The 18,502-nt window shown below is 49.3% G+C and carries 17 protein-coding genes, 1 other RNA gene and 1 pseudogene; 13 read left to right on the forward strand and 6 right to left on the reverse strand.

The features are described from left to right. The 13 genes and pseudogenes from rnpB to gltA form a co-directional block, all read left to right on the forward strand. Positions 1–312, forward strand: an RNA gene (rnpB, locus tag QMD03_02850) — RNase P RNA component class A; the annotation flags it as partial. Between the two features lie 31 nt (positions 313–343). After that, a complete protein-coding gene (locus tag QMD03_02855; GenBank protein ID MDI6776170.1) occupies positions 344–1,546 on the forward strand; it encodes a SpoIID/LytB domain-containing protein in 1,203 nt (400 codons plus the stop codon). A gap of 151 nt (positions 1,547–1,697) precedes the next feature. Then, positions 1,698–2,156 (forward strand): annotated as a pseudogene (locus tag QMD03_02860) (FAD-dependent oxidoreductase). A gap of 21 nt (positions 2,157–2,177) precedes the next feature. Beyond that, positions 2,178–6,185, forward strand: a complete 4,008-nt coding sequence (locus tag QMD03_02865; protein MDI6776171.1) for an FAD-dependent oxidoreductase — start codon at positions 2,178–2,180, stop codon at positions 6,183–6,185. Positions 6,186–6,723: 538 nt separating this feature from the next. Further along, entirely contained in the window at positions 6,724–7,011 is a 288-nt protein-coding gene (locus QMD03_02870) for a hypothetical protein (GenBank protein MDI6776172.1), read from the forward strand. A gap of 91 nt (positions 7,012–7,102) precedes the next feature. Further along, on the forward strand, positions 7,103–7,546 hold the full coding sequence (locus tag QMD03_02875; GenBank protein MDI6776173.1) for a hydrogenase iron-sulfur subunit: 444 nt from the start codon (positions 7,103–7,105) through the stop codon (positions 7,544–7,546). A 44-nt stretch (positions 7,547–7,590) separates the two neighbouring features. Then, the gene (locus QMD03_02880) at positions 7,591–8,601 is read left to right on the forward strand and encodes a 4Fe-4S dicluster domain-containing protein (protein ID MDI6776174.1); all 1,011 of its coding nucleotides are present in this window, start codon (positions 7,591–7,593) and stop codon (positions 8,599–8,601) included. An 8-nt stretch (positions 8,602–8,609) separates the two neighbouring features. Further along, positions 8,610–9,137, forward strand: coding sequence for a 4Fe-4S dicluster domain-containing protein (locus QMD03_02885; protein ID MDI6776175.1), 528 nt, complete (start codon positions 8,610–8,612; stop codon positions 9,135–9,137). Between the two features lie 84 nt (positions 9,138–9,221). Beyond that, complete coding sequence (locus tag QMD03_02890; GenBank protein MDI6776176.1) at positions 9,222–10,082, forward strand: CoB--CoM heterodisulfide reductase iron-sulfur subunit B family protein; 861 nt, start codon at positions 9,222–9,224, stop codon at positions 10,080–10,082. A gap of 105 nt (positions 10,083–10,187) precedes the next feature. Beyond that, on the forward strand, positions 10,188–11,213 hold the full coding sequence (locus tag QMD03_02895; protein ID MDI6776177.1) for a 4Fe-4S dicluster domain-containing protein: 1,026 nt from the start codon (positions 10,188–10,190) through the stop codon (positions 11,211–11,213). A 15-nt stretch (positions 11,214–11,228) separates the two neighbouring features. After that, a complete protein-coding gene (locus QMD03_02900) occupies positions 11,229–12,068 on the forward strand; it encodes an FAD/NAD(P)-binding protein (GenBank protein ID MDI6776178.1) in 840 nt (279 codons plus the stop codon). Between the two features lie 46 nt (positions 12,069–12,114). Continuing rightward, positions 12,115–12,948 carry a sulfide/dihydroorotate dehydrogenase-like FAD/NAD-binding protein gene (locus QMD03_02905; protein ID MDI6776179.1) on the forward strand — a complete coding sequence of 278 codons (834 nt, stop codon included), beginning with the start codon at positions 12,115–12,117 and terminating at the stop codon, positions 12,946–12,948. Then, positions 12,938–14,359 (forward strand): NADPH-dependent glutamate synthase, encoded by a 1,422-nt coding sequence (gltA, locus tag QMD03_02910; protein MDI6776180.1) that lies wholly within the window; start codon positions 12,938–12,940, stop codon positions 14,357–14,359. The genes QMD03_02905 and gltA overlap by 11 nt, the downstream gene beginning before the upstream one ends. Before the next feature lie 26 nt (positions 14,360–14,385). On the opposite strand, the gene atpF is transcribed toward gltA, so the two are convergent. The 6 genes from atpF to hemL form a co-directional block, all read right to left on the reverse strand. Next, positions 14,386–14,955, reverse strand: coding sequence for a F0F1 ATP synthase subunit B (gene atpF, locus QMD03_02915; GenBank protein ID MDI6776181.1), 570 nt, complete (start codon positions 14,953–14,955; stop codon positions 14,386–14,388). After that, on the reverse strand, positions 14,952–15,389 hold the full coding sequence (locus QMD03_02920) for an ATP synthase F0 subunit B (GenBank protein MDI6776182.1): 438 nt from the start codon (positions 15,387–15,389) through the stop codon (positions 14,952–14,954). Before QMD03_02920 ends, atpF begins: the two co-directional genes overlap by 4 nt. A 3-nt stretch (positions 15,390–15,392) precedes the next feature. Beyond that, the gene (locus tag QMD03_02925; protein ID MDI6776183.1) at positions 15,393–15,713 is read right to left on the reverse strand and encodes an ATP synthase F0 subunit C; all 321 of its coding nucleotides are present in this window, start codon (positions 15,711–15,713) and stop codon (positions 15,393–15,395) included. A gap of 31 nt (positions 15,714–15,744) precedes the next feature. After that, the gene (gene atpB / locus QMD03_02930) at positions 15,745–16,416 is read right to left on the reverse strand and encodes a F0F1 ATP synthase subunit A (protein MDI6776184.1); all 672 of its coding nucleotides are present in this window, start codon (positions 16,414–16,416) and stop codon (positions 15,745–15,747) included. Between the two features lie 144 nt (positions 16,417–16,560). Further along, positions 16,561–16,740 (reverse strand): AtpZ/AtpI family protein, encoded by a 180-nt coding sequence (locus QMD03_02935; GenBank protein ID MDI6776185.1) that lies wholly within the window; start codon positions 16,738–16,740, stop codon positions 16,561–16,563. Positions 16,741–17,218: 478 nt separating this feature from the next. Continuing rightward, the gene (gene hemL, locus QMD03_02940; protein ID MDI6776186.1) at positions 17,219–18,502 is read right to left on the reverse strand and encodes a glutamate-1-semialdehyde 2,1-aminomutase; all 1,284 of its coding nucleotides are present in this window, start codon (positions 18,500–18,502) and stop codon (positions 17,219–17,221) included.

Raw genomic sequence — 18,502 nt, forward strand, 5'->3', positions numbered from 1 at the left:
CAGGATGGTCGCTAACGGCGACTGGGGGTGACCCTAAGGAAAGTGCCACAGAAAATATACCGCCTGCCATCCGGCGGGTAAGGGTGAAAAGGCGAGGTAAGAGCTCACCAGTTTCCCGGGTGACCGGGAAAGCTTGGCAAACCCCATCCGGAGCAAGACCAAATAGGAGAACATTTGAGGGTGGCCCGCCCGACGTTCTCGGGTCGTGTCGCTTGAGGCAGCAGGCAACTGTTGTCCCAGATGAATGATCATCGCCGCCTTTCGGGTAACTGTGGGGCGGTACAGAACTCGGCTTACGATCTGGTCCGGCATCTTAACTCTTCTCCCCCCTGGATATACGATCATGAGAAGAAAATCCATCATCTATCTCTTGCTATTACCTTTAATTTTATCCGCCTGTGGAGGTTTTTCCCACGGTGCCAGGCGGGCCACGCGAGAAGCGGACACATACCCGAAAGAAGGATTGTATCCAGAAAAAGAACCTGCCTTCAAGACCCATTCCCATGAAAATATCAGGGTTCTGATTTTGTCCGGGGTCACGGAGATCCGTGTCAGCTCAACTTCCCTGTGTGAAGTCAGGGACTTTGATGAAAAAGTTACCCTTATTCGGACACAAACTGTGCTCCCCCGTATCTCGGAAGACGGCATAAGGCTGGAGGGCGCCAATTCATCCCTCGACAGGATCATTATCCTTCCCACAGATGATGGAACGTTGAGTTTGAATGGCAAACCTTACCGGGGGAAAGTGATCATTCAAAGGAGTGCCGGGGGGAAAATGGATATGATTAATGTTGTGGGGCTGGAGGCATACCTCTACGGTGTCGTCCCGAAAGAAATGTCCCGGGAATGGCCTCTGGAAGCCCTGAAGGCCCAGGCGGTGGTATCGAGAACGTATACCATCTATCGGAAGGAGAGAAGCGGGAACAGAAGCTATGACCTCTGCGCTACCATTACCTCCCAGGTTTACGGGGGAAAAGAAGTGGAGTCTGAAAAGTCCAACCGGGCAGTGGACGAAACGAGGGGAATTGTGCTCCTCTATAACGGTCAATTGGTTCTGCCGTATTTTCACGCGAACAGCGGGGGGATAACAGAAGATGCAGAATATGTATGGACAGAGAAGCTCCCTTACCTGAAGGGGTTTCGTGATGATTACAGCATGAACGCCCCGAATTCTTTATGGAAGTTGTCCCTATCCCTCGATGAGATCAGGAAAGTCCTTAATGAAAAAGGGATTGGTGTAGGTCAGATAGCTAAGTTGATGCCTGTCGAGATCAGCCCGTCGGGCAGGGTTGGAAAGATCAAGGTGTCCCACAGCGGCGGGGAAACAATCATAAACGGTAACGAGTTCAGGCTCAAGATAGGCCCTACATTGATCAGAAGCACCCTTTTTTCAGTGACATGTGATAACCGGGAGGTTCATTTTGAGGGCAAAGGATACGGCCACGGTGTCGGTATGAGCCAGTGGGGCGCTTACGCCATGGCCCGTGAAGGTTACTCTTACAGGGATATCCTGAGGTACTATTATCAGGGAGTGGAGATCAGGTAGGTACAATGAGGATTTTAAGGATTGAGGGATTTAAGGATTTAATGGCAATCTGATCCCTAATTTTTAAGATGGAACTTGACAGGAATAACCAAATCACGATAGCGGCTAATGGCATTAGCATCTGCTACGCTACGGAGAAAAGCGCTTATATTTGAGGTGTGAGGAAGTGTTAAAAGATAACGAAAAAATCGGCGCGGTGATGATTGTGGGGTCGGGTATAGCAGGGATACAGGCTTCCCTCGACCTGGCGAACTCCGGAATGAAGGTATATCTTGTCGAAAATGGGATCAGCATTGGCGGTGTCATGGCCCAGCTTGACAAGACCTTTCCTACCAATGACTGTTCTGCCTGCATCCTCTCTCCCAAATTAGTGGAAGTGGGACGACATCCTAACGTGGATATCCTCACCAGAAGAACGGTTAATGGCGTTCTCGGCCAGCCGGGACGGTTTAAAGTAAAGTTGACGAAGGCGCCGAGGTTTATTGACATTGACAAATGTACCGGCTGTGGTGAATGTGCCAATGTATGTCCCGTATCTGTTCCGGCAGAGTTTAATGAAAATTTGAACACGAGAAAGGCCATCTACAGGCATTTCCCCCAGGCGATACCGGCTGCCTTTGCCATTGATAAAATAGGGACAGCGCCATGCAAGGCGGCGTGTCCTGCCCATATCAGCGTTTGTGGTTTTGTTGCCCTCATTGGAGAGGGAAGGCACCAAGAGGCGTTAAAGCTCATCAAGAGGGACAATCCATTTCCCGCCGTTTGCGGTAGAATCTGTAACCACCCCTGCGAGAGGGCCTGCAGGAGGAGAGACGCCGATGAAGCCATTGACATCATGCATCTGCACCGCTTCGTGGCCGACCTCGATTTAAACGAAGAGACAAGGCACATCCCCGAAGTCAAGGAGAAGAAGGACAAAAAGGTGGCCGTGATTGGAGCCGGTCCCGCTGGTCTCTCTGCTGCCTACTATCTGGCCATCGAGGGTTACCAGGTTACCGTATTCGAGACCCTCGCCGCCGGCTGGTCAACCCTCAGTTTCCCTGAATCCCGTCTTCCCAAGAAGATCATTAACAGCGAAATAAAGATCATCGAGGAGATGGGTGTCACGATCAGGACAAATACACGTGTAGGTAGAGACATCTCCATGGATGTTCTGCGCAAAGAGTATGATGCCATCTTTATCGGGGTCGGTTCTCACATCAGCAAGAAATTTGACGTCCCGGGAAAAGACCTGAAAGGTGTCGTCGAGGGGCTTGATTTTCTCAAGCGGGCGACGGCGGGAGAGAATATCTCCCTGGGAGATCGGGTTGCCGTCATCGGTTCCGGAAATGTAGCGATGGATATATCCCGTACCGCGCTGGCGACCGGTTCCAAGGAGGTCTTTATTCTCTATAAAAGTTCCGGCGCCGATCGTACCGCCATTATGGCCGCCCCCGATGGTTCTTTTATCCTCTACAAGAGTTCCGGCGCCGAGACACCCGTCTCTATCGAGGAGATTCCGGAGGGAGAGAAGATCAGGATGGACCTCCTCGCAGCGCCGGTCAAGATATTGGGGAGTGACGGAAAGGTAACCGGCATCGAATGTATCCGTATGGAACCGGGTAAACCCGATGCGAGCGGTCGGATACGTCCCACACCGGTCAAAGGCTCCGAATTTACTCTCCAGGTAGATACGGTGATCTCTGCCGTGGGCCAGACCAGGGAACTTGTCCATTCCTCAGAGGGAAGCGGAACTGCCTGCAACAAATGGAGTAACCTGGAGATTGATCCGGTCACCTTCGCCACCGATATGGAAGGTGTCTTCGCCCAGGAGGTGGAAACCAGTCCTGCTACAGTGGTAAAGACCATCGCCGTCGGAAAGGAAGCGGCCACCTCCATCGTCCGTTACTTGCGTGGTGAAGACATCACATCAGACCGTAAGAGAGATTGGACAAAAGGGTTGGCCGAAAGAGGCGATATAAGTGACGTAGAAAAGGCGGCACGTGTCGAGATGCCCATGCTTGAGGCCGGGGCAAAGAAATCTTCGCAGGATGAGACAGCCCTCGGTTTGAGTGAGGAAGGCGCCGTATATGAGGCAAAGCGATGCCTCAACTGCGGGATATGTTCCGAATGTTACCGTTGCGTGGATGTTTGTGTAGCCGGCGCCATTGATCACGATATGTGTTTTGAAGAAGAAACCATAGAGGTGGGCGCCGTCATTGCCGCACCGGGGTTTGAGGTCTTTAATGCCCCTCTCCGGGGAGAGTACGGATTCGGCATTTATAAAAACGTGGTGACGAGCCTCCAGTTTGAGAGAATCCTCTCCGCTTCCGGTCCCTTTTTTGGTCATATACAGAGACCCTCTGATGGGAAGGAACCGGAAAAGATCGCCTTTATCCAGTGCGTGGGTTCCAGAGACGTCTCCTGCGGCAACAGTTGGTGTTCATCCGTATGCTGCATGTATGCGACAAAAGAGGCGATTGTCGGGAAAGAACATGCGAAAAACCTGGAACCTACCATATTCTTCATGGATATACGCGCCTATGGTAAGGACTTTGATCGCTTCGTTAACCGGGCCAAGGAGGAATACGGCGTCCGTTATATCCGTTCGATGCCTTCCAGCATAAAGGAACTACAGCAGACGAAAAATCTCCTCATCAACCACGTCCAGGAAGACGGGACGCTGGTGGAGGAAGAATTTGACATGGTGGTCCTCTCCGTTGGTCTCACACCCCCTCCCGAGGCGGCAAAACTGGCAGATAGCCTGGGTATAGAATTAGAAGAGCACGGCTTCTGCAAGACCGTTCTGGATAACCCTGTCCAGACGTCCCGGGAAGGCGTCTTTGTCTGCGGTGTCTTTGGAGGTCCCAAGGACATCCCGGAAACAGTCATGGAAGCCAGTGGCGCCGCCGCCTGTGCAGAGGGGCTGCTGGCTGCACAGCGGGGGACGATGGTCGTCCCGAAAGAGCCCCCCGTAGAAAAGGATATAAGGGGGATCGGACCGAGGATCGGTGTCTTTGTCTGCCACTGCGGGATCAATATCGGTGGGGTGGTAAATGTCCCTGCCGTCGTGGAATATGCAAAGACATTGCCGGGTGTTGTCTATGCCACCGAGGGTCTTTTTGTCTGTTCGCAGGATTCGGCCGTTAAAATGGCAGAAATAATCAAAGAATATAACCTGACCAGAGTAGTGGTGGCATCCTGCTCACCCCGCACACATGAGGGGCTCTTTGAGGAGAACTGTGAAAAGGCCGGTCTCAACAGGTACCTCTTTGAAATGGCCAACATCAGGGATCAGAATTCGTGGGTTCACATGAATGAGCCGGAGGCGGCAACGCAAAAGGCCATGGATTTAGTCAGGATGGCGGCAGCAAAGTCCCAGTACTTGAAACCCTTAAAACCCGGGCAACTTGGTGTCAATCATGCGGCGCTGATTATCGGGGGAGGACTTGCCGGCATTATAGCGGCGCTCTCGTTGGCGCAACAGGGCTTTGTGTCATATCTGGTGGAAAAGGAGAACGAACTTGGTGGAAATTACAGACATCTCTACTATACCCTCGAAGGCCTGGATACCAGGAAACATCTGGACGATCTTTTAAAACAGGTGGAGAAGAATCCCCTGATCCATGTATTCACCGGGGCCAGGATCGGGAAGATCGAAGGATTTATCGGAAATTACAGGACCACGATCGAGACGGGAGGCAGTGAGCACGTATTTGAGCACGGTGTGGTCATCGTGGCCACAGGGGCCTATGAACTCAAGACAGACGAATATCTCTACGGGAAGAACGAGCGGGTTATCACCCAGCGAGAGCTGGAAAAGCTTATTCATGAGAAAGATTCCCGAATTGCGGGGGCAGGCAGTGTTGTTATGATCCAGTGCGTCGGATCGAGGAATGCCGAAAGGCCTTACTGCAGCAGGTACTGTTGCAGCTCGGCAATAAAGAATGCACTCAAACTGAAAGCTGCCGATCCCAAAAAGGATGTAACCATCATCTATCGAGACATCAGGACGTTCGGATTCAAAGAAGACTATTACCGGAAGGCGCGTGAGGCAAATGTGAAATTCATCCGCTACGATGAGGACAGGAAACCGGAGGTTGCAGGCGATGGCACGCAGATTTCCGTAAGCGTTTTTGATCCGGTACTAAACGAAAATGTAGAGATCAAAACAGACATCCTGGCGTTGAGTGTAGGCACCGTTGCCAACCCTGAAAATGATGCCATCGGCAAGATGCTGAAGGTGCCGACCAATCAGGATGGCTTTTTCCTCGAGGCCCACGTAAAGTTAAGACCCGTTGATTTTGCCACCGATGGCATCTTCATGTGCGGGCTTGCCCACTGTCCGAAATTCAGCAGTGAAGCGATAACTCAGGCCAACGCCGCCGTCTCGAGGGCATGCACCATCCTCACCAAAGACTACATAGAGGCGGAAGGTAAGACGGCCTATGTGAATAAGGAAAGATGCGCGGCCTGCGGACTCTGCGAGGCCAATTGTCCCTTTGGCGCCATCGCGGTTGATCCTAAGGAGGACTGTGCGGTGGTTAATACCGTCCTCTGCAAGGGCTGCGGGATCTGTACGGCATCCTGCAGGATGAATGCCGTTGATTTGAACGGCTTTAACAACGAGGAAATTCTGGCACAGATAGGCGCCTTTTAAGTATTCAGCGCTAGGGGGATATAGATAAAGGTAAAGGTAAAATTAAAAGTCCGCGGGATACCCTTAGGTATAAATCCTAAGGAAAGAAGGTGATGGTGGAAGGTAGTTCAGCCAGAGGCGGTATATCCGCACCTCGGTGCAACTACACCACCAAATTTGGGAGCAAAGTTGCACCTCGGTGCAATTAGGAACGAGATGTACGGAAATCGCTCGCTTCGCTCGCTATTTCCGTACATCGGCAATTCTTTGATAGAAAAGAAAAAAGCTTCTGTCAAAGGAATAATACGTAAATGGTAAATTGGAACCGCTTCCTCCCGAAGGACTTTGAATATGATTTTGACCAGGATAAGCTCAGTGCTCATCGTGTTTCCTTTGAGGAAGCTGTTGAGTGTTTTTTCTCGGATTTTGAGGTTCGCAGGAATAAGGCATATAAAGACCGGTACCAACTTATTGGGAAAACGATTGGAGGACGTAAACTCAAAATTATTTTTCAACTCAAACCGGACAACGTTGTCCGAATTATAACAGGATGGGATATATGAAATCTAAACTTAAATTCAAAACCGAAGAAGAAATTGACCGTATTGTTATTGCCCAAGCAGATGATGAGTCTGCATGGGGAGCGCCTGTGAAGGTGAGCAAGTCAAAGTCAACCTCACTTGCTCTTCCTTCTGATTTAGCCGCGCGGGCGGCATTTTTTGCCCGTCTACATCGAGAAGCAAGTTTAGAAAACTGGCTTAAACGGGTTATACAAGAAAGATTAGATATTGAAGAAGCAGCCTTTGCTGGATTTAAAAAAGAATTGGTCGCAAAGAACAGCCGATAACACCGGCCAAAAGATTGACATCCAAATGCTGACGCACTTCTTTTGGCCTGAAACGTTAAAGGAGAGGCTCTATTGATGATATGGAGAATATATGACTGAGAATCAACCGGTTGAAGGCTGGACACCAAAAATAGTAGCCATTGTCTGTAACTGGTGTACATATGCCGGGGCGGATCTGGCGGGGATAAGCAGGATACAGTACCCGCCAAATGTGAGGATTATAAGGGTCCCCTGTACGGGGAGGATCAATCCTTTCTTTATTGTCAAGGCCCTCCAGGAGGGGGCGGATGGTGTTCTCGTTTCCGGTTGCCATCCGGGAGAATGTCACTATCTGACGGGGAATCTGTCCGCCAAAAGGAAGTTCGCCATGTTAAAGCGTTTTCTTTCGTATATCGGCGTAGAAGGTGACAGGACGATGTTTACCTGGGTATCGGCATCTGAGGGAGAACGCTTTGCCCAGGTCATAAAAGCCGTCACGGCAGCCGTTACCGCCCTCGGTCCGGCAGATAAGCTGGTAAAAAAATGGGAGATATAACCTGTCATTTCGAGCGAAGCGAGAAATCTTGAGGAATTGAAACTGTGGAAAATGTAGAAACGAAACTACGTGAAGAAGCAAAAAAATTGCTGGCGGAAAAAAAGGTGGATCTTATCGTAGGGTATGAAAAAGGCACCCTTCCTCTTCTTGCCCCGCCATGCTTTATTACCGAGCTTGAAGACGCTGAAAAACTTGTCTGGAACGCCTTCTGCATGCAAAACCTTGCCAAGTTCGTACACGACATCCTCTCACAGCACAGGGAATCCCAGAAGCGCCTTAAGCCGGCGGACAGAACAAAAAAGACGGTAGGTATTGTCGCGAGGGGCTGCACAACCCGCTCGCTGGTGATCCATCTTCAGGAAAAGCAGTACAACAGGGACGATGTCGTGATCCTCGGTGTCCCCTGCACCGGCTATGTGGACAGGAAGAAGATGGACGCCCTCGTTGCGGGTGAGGAAATCCGAGAGGCATCCGTTGCAGGAGATTCCGTCCTGGTAAAGACAGTTGGTGGCGAGAGGAAGGTTCCTCTTAAGGAGGTGCTGGCCGATAACTGCCCCACTTGCCGTTTCAACAATCCCCTTATTTCTGATGTGATGATAGGGGAGCAGGCCCCGGCAATGGATGCCGCTCAGGAATATGCTAAGGTGGATGAATTTGAAAAGCTTTCCCCGGATGAAAGGTGGAACTACTTTACCAGGGAGATGGATAAGTGCGTGCGCTGTTATGCCTGTCGCAATGCCTGTCCGTCCTGTTACTGTAAGGTATGCTTTGTCGAACAGAGCCAGCCGCGGTGGGTCGGTATCGGTGAGGACCGGTCTGACACACAGGTATTTCAAATAATGCGGCTGTATCATATGGCGGGGCGATGCGTAGATTGCGGCTCCTGCATTGCAGTATGTCCCATGGGTGTGGATCTGCGGAGGTTTTTGAAGAAACTGGATAAGGACGCTCTTGAACTGTTTAAGTACAGGGCCGGTATCTCGCCGGACGAACTGTCCATGCTTGGTACCTTCAGGGAAAACGACAGAGAAGATTTTATCTTTGAACCGAAATAGGAATAATTATGAAAACCTTTCTCGAAGAAGTAAATGAAAAGATCAAGGGTGTTCCCATCCAGAGATGCTATCACTGCCGAAAATGCACGGCAGGGTGTCCCCTATCCTTTGCTATGGAATACAATCCCAATAGGATTATCAAGATGATTCAGATAGGTAAGCGGGACGAGGTCCTCAAGAGTTCAACGATCTGGCTCTGTGTTTCCTGCGAGACCTGTATCACCCGTTGTCCCAATGAGGTGGATATCGCCCGTCTGATGGATATATTGAGACAGATGACCATTGAATCAGGCATCGGTGCTAAGGAAAAGAATGTCCTTAAATTCCATGAGGCGTTTCTTTCCAACATCAAGTTGTGGGGACGGATCAATGAGCCCCTCATGATGGCCCAGTACAAGTTAAAATCGGGGGACCTATTCTCTGACATGGCTATGGGTATAGATATGTTCAAGAAAGGTAAACTCCCCCTACTGCCCCCGAGAACAAAGGATATGAGGACTGTAAAAAGGATATTTGAGAAGACGAAGCATTCATAAAGAATAGGTCGTAAGTCATAGGTCGTAGGTCAAAAGACGTATGACTGATGACGTATGACTGATGACTGATATTATAGGAGGCGCATGTTGAAAGTTTCATACTATCCGGGATGCTCACTCCACGGCACGGCGAAGGAATATGACCAATCGGTAAAGGCTGTATGCAGCGCCCTGGGGATTGAACTGAAGGAGGTTGATGATTGGTGCTGTTGTGGCGCCACCTCCGCCCATAGTACCAATTTTAAACTCTCCATTGCCCTTCCCGCTCTAACCCTTATCGCTGCCGAAAAGGATGCCGCTGATGTGCCGGAAGTGATGGTCCCCTGTGCCGCCTGTTTCAATCGCTTAAAGACCGCTCACTACCATCTCAAGAAAGACAGCATCTTAAAATCCGAGGTGGAAAGTATCGCCGGCAGGGAATACAGGGGCTCGATAATCGTGAAAAATCCCATTGACATTATTTATAACGATATAGGCCTCCCGACCCTGAGCGGAAAAGTGACCAGGAAATTGACGGGTCTCAAACCGGTTTCCTACTATGGATGCCTCCTGTTGAGACCACCGGAGGTCTGTGAGTTCGATGACTATGAAAATCCCGTCATGCTGGATAGCATCATGAACTGTCTCGGGGCCAATGCACGTCCCTGGTCTTACAAGACTGATTGCTGTGGCGGTAGTCTCACCATCAGTAAAACCAATATCGTGCAGCGGATGGTGAATAAATTGATAACCATGGCCAGAGAAACCGAGGCAAACTGTCTCGTTGCGGCCTGCCCCATCTGCATGGCCAATCTGGACATGAGGGCCAGTGAAAACGTGAGACTTCCCGTCTTTTATTTTACCGAATTGATAGCCCTGGCCATGGGACTCCCGGGACCGGAAAGCTGGTTTAAACTTCACCACGCCGATCCGGCGCCCCTCCTCGATGTTTTAGGACTGCTCTGATGGTAAATAAACGATGAAGAGGATTCAAGGGGTCAAGGATTCGAGGATTCGAGTGAAATGCTAAGGATGCTTAAAGCATTGATAAAATCATTCTAAAGGAACGATATGGAAAAGAGGGTACTGAAGAAAGATAAACTGGCCGCAATTATTAAGAACGTCTCCCGGGATATGCTGGTCTATGCGCCGGTTAAAGAAGAGGATAATGTTCTCTTTATGGCCTTGAAAGAGGGAAGGGAACCCCTGCTTAATTTTTCAAATTCAAGGAACGCCCCCAAGACCTTCTTTTTCCCCCGTACAGAGATAATGATGAAATATACCCGAACCGGCAAAGGTATGGAACTCTCTAAGGGTGAAGGGGAAGTAAGGGAGACAGCGCTCTTTGGGGTACGCCCCTGCGATGCCCGCAGCTTTGCGCTTCTCGATAAGCTTTTCGACCAGGATAAATACAAAGACCCTTACTATATCGCCAGGAGAGAAAAAACAACGGTAATCTCCATGGCCTGTGCGCACCCTCCCTATTCCACCTGTTTCTGTACATCCGTTGATGGAAGCCCGACCTCGGGAGAAGGCGCCGACATACTATTAACAGACATGGGTGATAACTACCTTGTGGAATTCATCACCCCTCGCGGGGAAAAGCTTCTCAAGTATTTTGGAGACCTCCCGAAAGCCGGAGAAGCTGAGGAGACCCTGAAAAAAGAAATCGCGGAAAGGGCGGAAAAAGAGATCAGATCGCACATACCGGCAAAAGATATCAAACCGATACTGGACAACAATTTCGAACATCCCTTCTGGGAGACAATCCATCGGAAGTGTCTCGCCTGTGGCACCTGCACCTATCTCTGTCCCACCTGTCACTGCTTTGATATCAGTGACGAGGCAAAGGGAAATGACGGCATCAGGATAAGGAACTGGGATTCATGTATGTACCCTCTTTTCACGCTGGAGACCTCGGGTCACAATCCGAGACCGACACAGAAGGAGAGGTGGCGGCAGCGGGTGATGCACAAATTCAAGTATTACGTGGACAACTTCGGAGCGATCTCCTGTGTCGGATGTGGGAGGTGCGTCATGTATTGTCCCGTTAATTTAGACATCAGAAAGATAGTTGAAGATATTGCGAAATTATAAAGGCAGGAGATGGTAATGCTAAATCCATATATACCCATGCCCGTCGAAGTTATAAAGATCGTCACGGAGGTTGATACAAAAGACATCAAAACCTTTCGTCTTGCCTTCGTCAACAGGGAAGACGAGGCGAACTTTCAATATCTGCCTGGCCAGTTTGCCGAACTCTCCATCTTCGGCAAGGGTGAAGTGCCCATCGGCATCGCCTCATCACCGACGCAGCCGGGCTATCTCGAATTCACCGTGCAGAAGGCGGGGGTTGTTACCAGCACCCTCCACGACCTGGAGGTTGGAACACACATAGGGGTCAGAGGTTCCATGGGGAATTCATGGCCTATTGACTATCTTGAGGGGAAGAATATCGTAGTTGTCGGCGGTGGCTTCGCCTTTACCACCTTGAGGTCCCTCATCGTCTATATGATCCATGAGGACAACCGTTCCCGCTTCGGGAATATTACCGTCGTATACGGGGCCAGGACACCGGGACTCTTGATATATAAGGATGAGCTTGCCGCCTGGGAGGCGAGAGACGATATCAACTTGCATGTGACTGTTGATAAGGGCGATGAAAGCTGGAAGGGTAGAGAAGGTTTTGTCCCCACGGTTTGCAAAGAGGTGGCGCCAAGTTCGGAAAACGCCGTAACGGTGATATGCGGGCCGCCGATCATGATTCGTTTCACCCTGCCGGTATTCTTCGACCTCGGCTTCTCGAAGGAAAACATCATCACCTCTCTTGAGATGAGGATGAAATGTGGTATTGGAAAGTGCGGGCGCTGTAACGTAGGCAACAAATATGTCTGTAAGGATGGCCCTGTATTTTCACTGGCAGAACTGGATAAACTGACAAAAGAGTACTGAAGCCATGACTGACTCATGACTTACGACTTTTTTAGGAGATTGAATAGTGAACAGAATTGTAGAGAAAATTGATCTATCAGAGAACGTGGTAGAGATGGTCATTGAAGCCGCCGCCATTGCAAAGAAGAGAAGGGCCGGCCAGTTTATCGTCCTGAGAATTGACGAGAAAGGGGAAAGGATCCCCCTGACCATCGTGGATTCTGATACAGAAAGGGGGACAATCACCATTATTTTTCAGGTCGTGGGTAAAACAACGGCCGCCCTTGCTGCACTGAAGGCAGGTAATTTTGTAACCGACGTCCAGGGCCCCCTTGGCAACCCTACAGAGATCGAAAACTTCGGTCATGTGGTCTGCGTGGGCGGGGGTGTCGGTGTGGGTGTCATCTATCCCCTTGCCGTGGCCTTGAAGAAAGCGGGCAATAAAGTAACATCCATCATCGGGGCAAGGACAAAAGATCTCCTGATCCTTGAAGAAGAGATGAAAAATGCAAGTGATAAACTCTTAGTGGCCACAGACGATGGCAGCTACGGTTTCCACGGTTTCGTCAGCGCCGTTTTGCAGAACCTGATAGATGCAAAAGAGAAGATTGATCGGGTGTTTGCCATCGGCCCGGTGCCGATGATGCGGGTAATATGCAACGTGACCAGACCGTATGGCATAAAGACCATCGTCTCTCTGAATCCGATCATGGTTGATGCCACCGGGATGTGTGGCGCCTGCCGGGTATCGGTGGGGGGTCAAACGCGATTTACCTGTGTGGACGGTCCCGAATTTGATGGTCATGACGTTGATTTTGATCTCTTGACGAGCCGTCTCAGGATGTACCTGAGCCAGGAAAAAGAGGCGATGGAAAGATACAGGTGTGCACATGGAGGCTGAAGAAAAGAAAGCTAAGGAAAAGAGAGTTAAAGTTCCCCGACAGAAGATGCCGGAGCAGGACCCGAAGGTACGGATCCACAATTTTGATGAGGTCCCGTTCGGCTATACGGAAGAGATAGCGATAACCGAGGCAAAACGGTGCATCCAGTGCAAGGAACCCGGCTGTATCGAAGGATGTCCCGTGGAAGTCAATATACCTGCCTTTGTCCGGCTTATTACGGAGGGGAATTTTATCGAGGCTGGCCGTACTATAAAGGAAACAAACTCCCTCCCCGCTGTCTGTGGTCGTGTCTGTCCCCAGGAGGATCAATGTGAAAAGGTTTGTGTCCTGGGAAAGAAGTGGGAACCGGTGGCCATAGGGAGACTTGAGCGTTTTGCCGCAGACTACGAACGGGAGAAAGGACAGGTATCCATCCCAGAATGGGCAACACCCATAGGGAAAAAGGTTGCCGTGGTCGGCGCCGGTCCCTCAGGCCTGACCATCGCCGGTGATCTCGTGAAATTGGGATATGAAGTGACGATCTTTGAGGCCCTTCACAAGGCGGGAGGTGTCCTCGTGTACGGGATCCCCGAGTTTCGTCTGCCGAAGAGGATCGTGGAGGCCGAAGTTGATTATGTGAGAAAAATGGGGGTAAAGATCGAAACCAATGCCGTGATCGGAAGGGTCAAGACGGTGGATGAACTCTTCGCAGAGGGTTTTGCTGCCGTTTACCTCGGCGTGGGCGCCGGCGCCCCGGTCTTTATGAATATACAGGGAGAAAATCTCAGCGGTATCTATTCGGCCAATGAGTACCTGACCAGGTCCAATCTAATGAAGGCATATCTCTTCCCGGAATACGACACTCCCATTGTCCGTGGCAAAAATTGCGCCGTTATCGGCGGCGGCAACGTGGCCATGGACTCGGTCAGGACAGCCCTCCGGCTGGGTGCAGAGAACGCCTATATCATCTACCGCCGCACAGAGGTGGAGATGCCGGCCAGGATAGAGGAAGTCCACCATGCGAAGGAAGAGGGTGTCCAGTTCAAGCTTCTCACGAATCCCGTGGAATACCTTGGTGATGAGAACGGCTGGGTGAGGGGGATGAGATGCCAGAGGATGGAGCTGGGCGAGCCTGACGAATCAGGGAGACGACGACCGGTTCCCATCGAGGGTTCAGAGTACGTGGTTGATGTGGATACCGTAGTGGTAGCTGTGGGGACGATGGCAAATCCCATTGTCCCGGCGACAACTCCGGGGCTGGAAACAAATCGCCGGGGTTACATTATCACAAAGGATGAAACGGGGAAAACGAGCCGGGAGGGGATCTATGCGGGAGGCGACATTGTAACCGGGTCAGCGACGGTAATTCTTGCCATGGGCGCCGGAAAAAAGGCGGCCCGGGCCATCCATGAATACCTCTCTTCCGGATAGGAAACTACCTTTGGCAATTTTTTTGCTCAACATGGTGGAGATGTTATCTCTTTAGTGTAATCAACAATAAGGCACTCTTGATCGCTTTCCTTTATCGTATCTTTAATTATTTTCTCTGCCTTCTCCAGGGATAATCTTGCCACTTCTCTTCTCAGTTCCTCTTTGGCTCTTCTTATTTCCTGTTCTGCAATACCTTTTGCCTGCTTTTTTAACGATTCCGCTTCTTTTTCCGCTTCTGCAATTATCCTTTCTTTCTCTGCCTGTCCTTCCTTTTCTGCCAAATTCCGAATGTCTTCCACTTCTCTATCTAAGGCGATCAACTTTTCTTCATATTCCCTCAACTTTTTTTCGGCCAAACTTTTAGCTTCTTCAGCTTCTTTTAAAGAGAGATGAATCTTTTGGCTCCGCTCAGCGAAAAAACCCTTTGCTCTGGGAAGAGCTAATTTGTACAGCACAAAAAGAAGGAGAAGAAAGTTAATTACTTGAAAAACAAACGGCCATAGGGATGAGCCTCCATATTCTTCCTGAGAGGCGCCCGCGACCGCTTCCGTCACCGCTATTAGAGCTATTGCTACTGTGTAAAAAAGAATTTTCATATCTGGACGCTTCTTCCCAAGACCTTCTCGGCTATTGCCCCCCCCAGAGTTTCTATCTGCTGATAGAGAGCTTTCCGGGACGATTCCGTTTCTTCTGATATTTTGCCCCTTATCTCCTCAAGAAAAACGTTGATTTCCTGTCTAACTCTACCAAAGATTTCCTCTCTTCTTTCTGCGCCTTCCAGGATGTGCTTTTTCTTTATTGCCAAAGTTTCCCTTCTGGCCTGGCGCAGCTTTTCCGTATATTCCGCAAAAGTTTCTTTTGCCTTCTCTTCCATCTCCTCGGATTTTTGTAAAAATCCTTCCGTCCTCTCATCCCTCTCGTGTAGTATCTTCAATATAGGTTTAAAAAGGTTCCTGTTTAAAAACCACAGGACAAGAAGAAAGATAACCCCTTGAATAACAAGCAGAGAGATGTTTATGGAAGGAAGCATCTTTTAAACTTTTCCCTGGAGGAAGAAAGAGATAACAAAGGCGTATAAAACTAAGGATTCTATCAGAGCCAATCCTAAGATCAGGGGAACAAACATCTTATCAGCCGCCCCGGGATTCCTCGCTATTCCTTCCAAGGCGGAACCCGCAGCTCTACCTTGACCAAGTCCCCCGCCAAATGCAGCCAAACCAATGGCCAAACCAGCGCCAAGTCCTACTAATCCCATACCCATTGTGGTGGTTTTCGCTTCTTCTGCAGCAAAACAACTTGTTGAAATCGCCATTAAAACCCCGATAACCATCACCACCATTTTCCATTTCCCCATGATTTCCAAAACCTCCTTTCATTCTTTTAATTTAATGTTCATGAGAAACAGCTAAACCTATGTACACTGTTGACAGAGCAGCAAAAATAAAGGCCTGGATCAGAGCAACGGCTAAGCCTAAAATCAAGAATATGACCGGCACGACCAGGGGGACTAAACCAGAAAAAATAGCCAAAACAGTATGATCACCAAATATATTTCCAAAAAGCCTCACTGATAACGAAAAAGGTCGGAAAAGGTGACTTAATATTTCAATGACAAACATCAATGGCGCTATCCAGATCAGCGGACCAGCAAATTGTTTTAAATACCCAATGCCGTGCACCTTAAATCCCTGATAATTATAATATAAAAAGACAATTATGGCGCAGGCAGCGTTCGTATAGATATTGCTGGTAGGAGGAAGGAAACCAGGAATAACCCCCAGAAGGTTACAGAAGAGAATAAAGACAAATAAACTCCCGATTAAAGGAAAGTATTTTTCTGCTGAAGGTCCAATTATCTCTCTCATTATGTTCAGGGCAGCCTGAACCACTAACTCAAAGAAATTCTGAAATGTTATCGCCTCCTTAGGAATGAAAGGATGAGGAGAATTTTTGATAGAACTTAAGACCTTCCTGCAGATTATAAAGAGAATAATTCCCACAAAGATAGTGGTGACAATTAGTAGTCTTTCTTCAGAATGAGAAACAAAAGGAATCAATGAAAACCAGGTAAACCCATGCTCCATAAAAATTACTTTCCCCGAATCAGATTGGTAGCCTTTACATGACTACTCATCCCTGATGAATAGCAGGGCGGTCTGTACCATACACGATATTGGTTGTCAAGGGTATTTTGCTGGCTACTAAAAAAGTTTTTTGTATTTTTTTACAATAAAAATGGCTGTTTTTACCCCCACAACCAGACCGCTCAAAAAAAATATCCAGAATAACCAGGGAGAAGTATTCAGTGCTCTGTCTAAATAGTATCCCACCACAATACCGCCCACCATGGAAGTGCCCATCTCCACAGTTAGAGCAAACAAGACCCCTAATTGTTTTACTTTTTGGTAAGCGATTTGATTTCTCCTGAAATCAGTTTTAAGGAGCCCGAAGATGTTATTGCCCCGTTGGCTCTCTCGAAGGAAAAAGGCCCTCCCAGAGTAAGGCAAACAAAAAAGCCGAAAATCCGACAATAAAAGCAATAATATTTACTAAGTGGTAGGTTACTAATAGATAAATTGTGCCAAATAACACTATAAGTTTTATCACATATTGCCACACTATCAGTGCTTTGGATGGGTTTTCTTGAGAGAAAATGCTTTCTATTATCCTGCCCAATACCCCTACGTTTATAAGTGACAGGCACCCCCCCATGGCTACTCCTAAAGATATTTTTGTTGACCTATAAATTAAACTTAATAGAAGCAGAAAAAACAGAACAACGACCGTTTTTTTTTGTATCGCACCCAATCTTTTTTTTGATTCATTCAGCACAAGTATACTACAGCTTATTACTCATCATCAAATCTGGTGCAGCGCCCTTTCACAGGCGGCAAGGGTTTTCTCTATGTCTTCATCCGTATGGGCAAACGAGAGAAAAGAGGCCTCGAACTGGGAAGGCGCCATGTAGATTTGATTGGCTAACATCTCCCTGAAGAAACTGCCAAAGCGTCTCGTATCACTTCTCGTTGCTGAACTGAAGTTGAAAACTGGATGGGGGGTAAAAAAAACGGTAAACATAGAACCGATCCGATTGATACAAACGGGAATTGCGTTTTTGGTAAATAGCTCTTTCATCCCCTCACAGAGAAGGGAGGTCCTCCGGTTGGTTTCGCCATAACCGGTGGCGCCCTCCCGAAGTATCTCCAGGGTGGCAATACCGGCTGATACGGCTACGGGATTCCCGGAGAGGGTACCTGCCTGATAGACAGGGCCTGATGGCGCCAGCTTTTCCATAATATCCTTTCTCCCGCCGAGGGCGCCCACGGGAAGCCCCCCTCCAATAATCTTTCCCAGGCAAGTCAGATCAGGTTTGATGCCGGCAAGGTTCTGGAAACCACCATAGGTCAGTCTGAAACCGGTGATGACTTCATCAAAGATAAGGAGGATATTATGCTGACTGGTGATTTCTCTCAGCGTTTCAAGAAACCCGGGCATGGAAGAAACGACACCCATGTTTCCCGCTACCGGTTCTACGATAATACAGGCCAGATCGTCACCATATTGTTTGACGGCGGAGCGGACGGCCCCCGTGTCGTTGAAGGGAAGGGTGATGGTTAATTCGGCAAGTCCTCGGGGTACACCTGGACTCCCCGGGATACCGAGAGTTGCCACACCGGAACCGGCCTTGACCAGTAGGGAGTCGGCATGGCCGTGATAACACCCCTCGAATTTGATAATCTTTTCTCTGCCTGTATAACCACGGGCCAGCCTGATGGCGGTCATCGCCGCCTCCGTCCCGGAACTCACCATTCTGACCATTTCCACAGAGGGGAAGGCATCTACGAGTAATCTTGCCATCTCAATCTCGAGTTCCGTCGGCGCCCCGTAGCTTGTCCCCCGTCTTGCAGCCTGATTGATGGCCTCGATGACCGCCGGATGGCTGTGACCGAGGATCATCGGTCCCCAGGACAAAAGGTAATCAATATACTCCCTCCCCTCCACGTCATAGATCTTTGCACCGCGGGCTTCACTGATAAAGAGGGGTGTTGCATCTACGGCCCCAAAGGCCCTCACAGGGCTATTGACGCCTCCCGGCATGTATTTCTTCGCCTCTTCAAAAAGCCCCCGGGAGGAACTCTTCAT

It is taken from the genome of Syntrophales bacterium (assembly GCA_030018935.1).
Classification (GTDB): Bacteria; Desulfobacterota; Syntrophia; order Syntrophales; family CG2-30-49-12; genus CG2-30-49-12.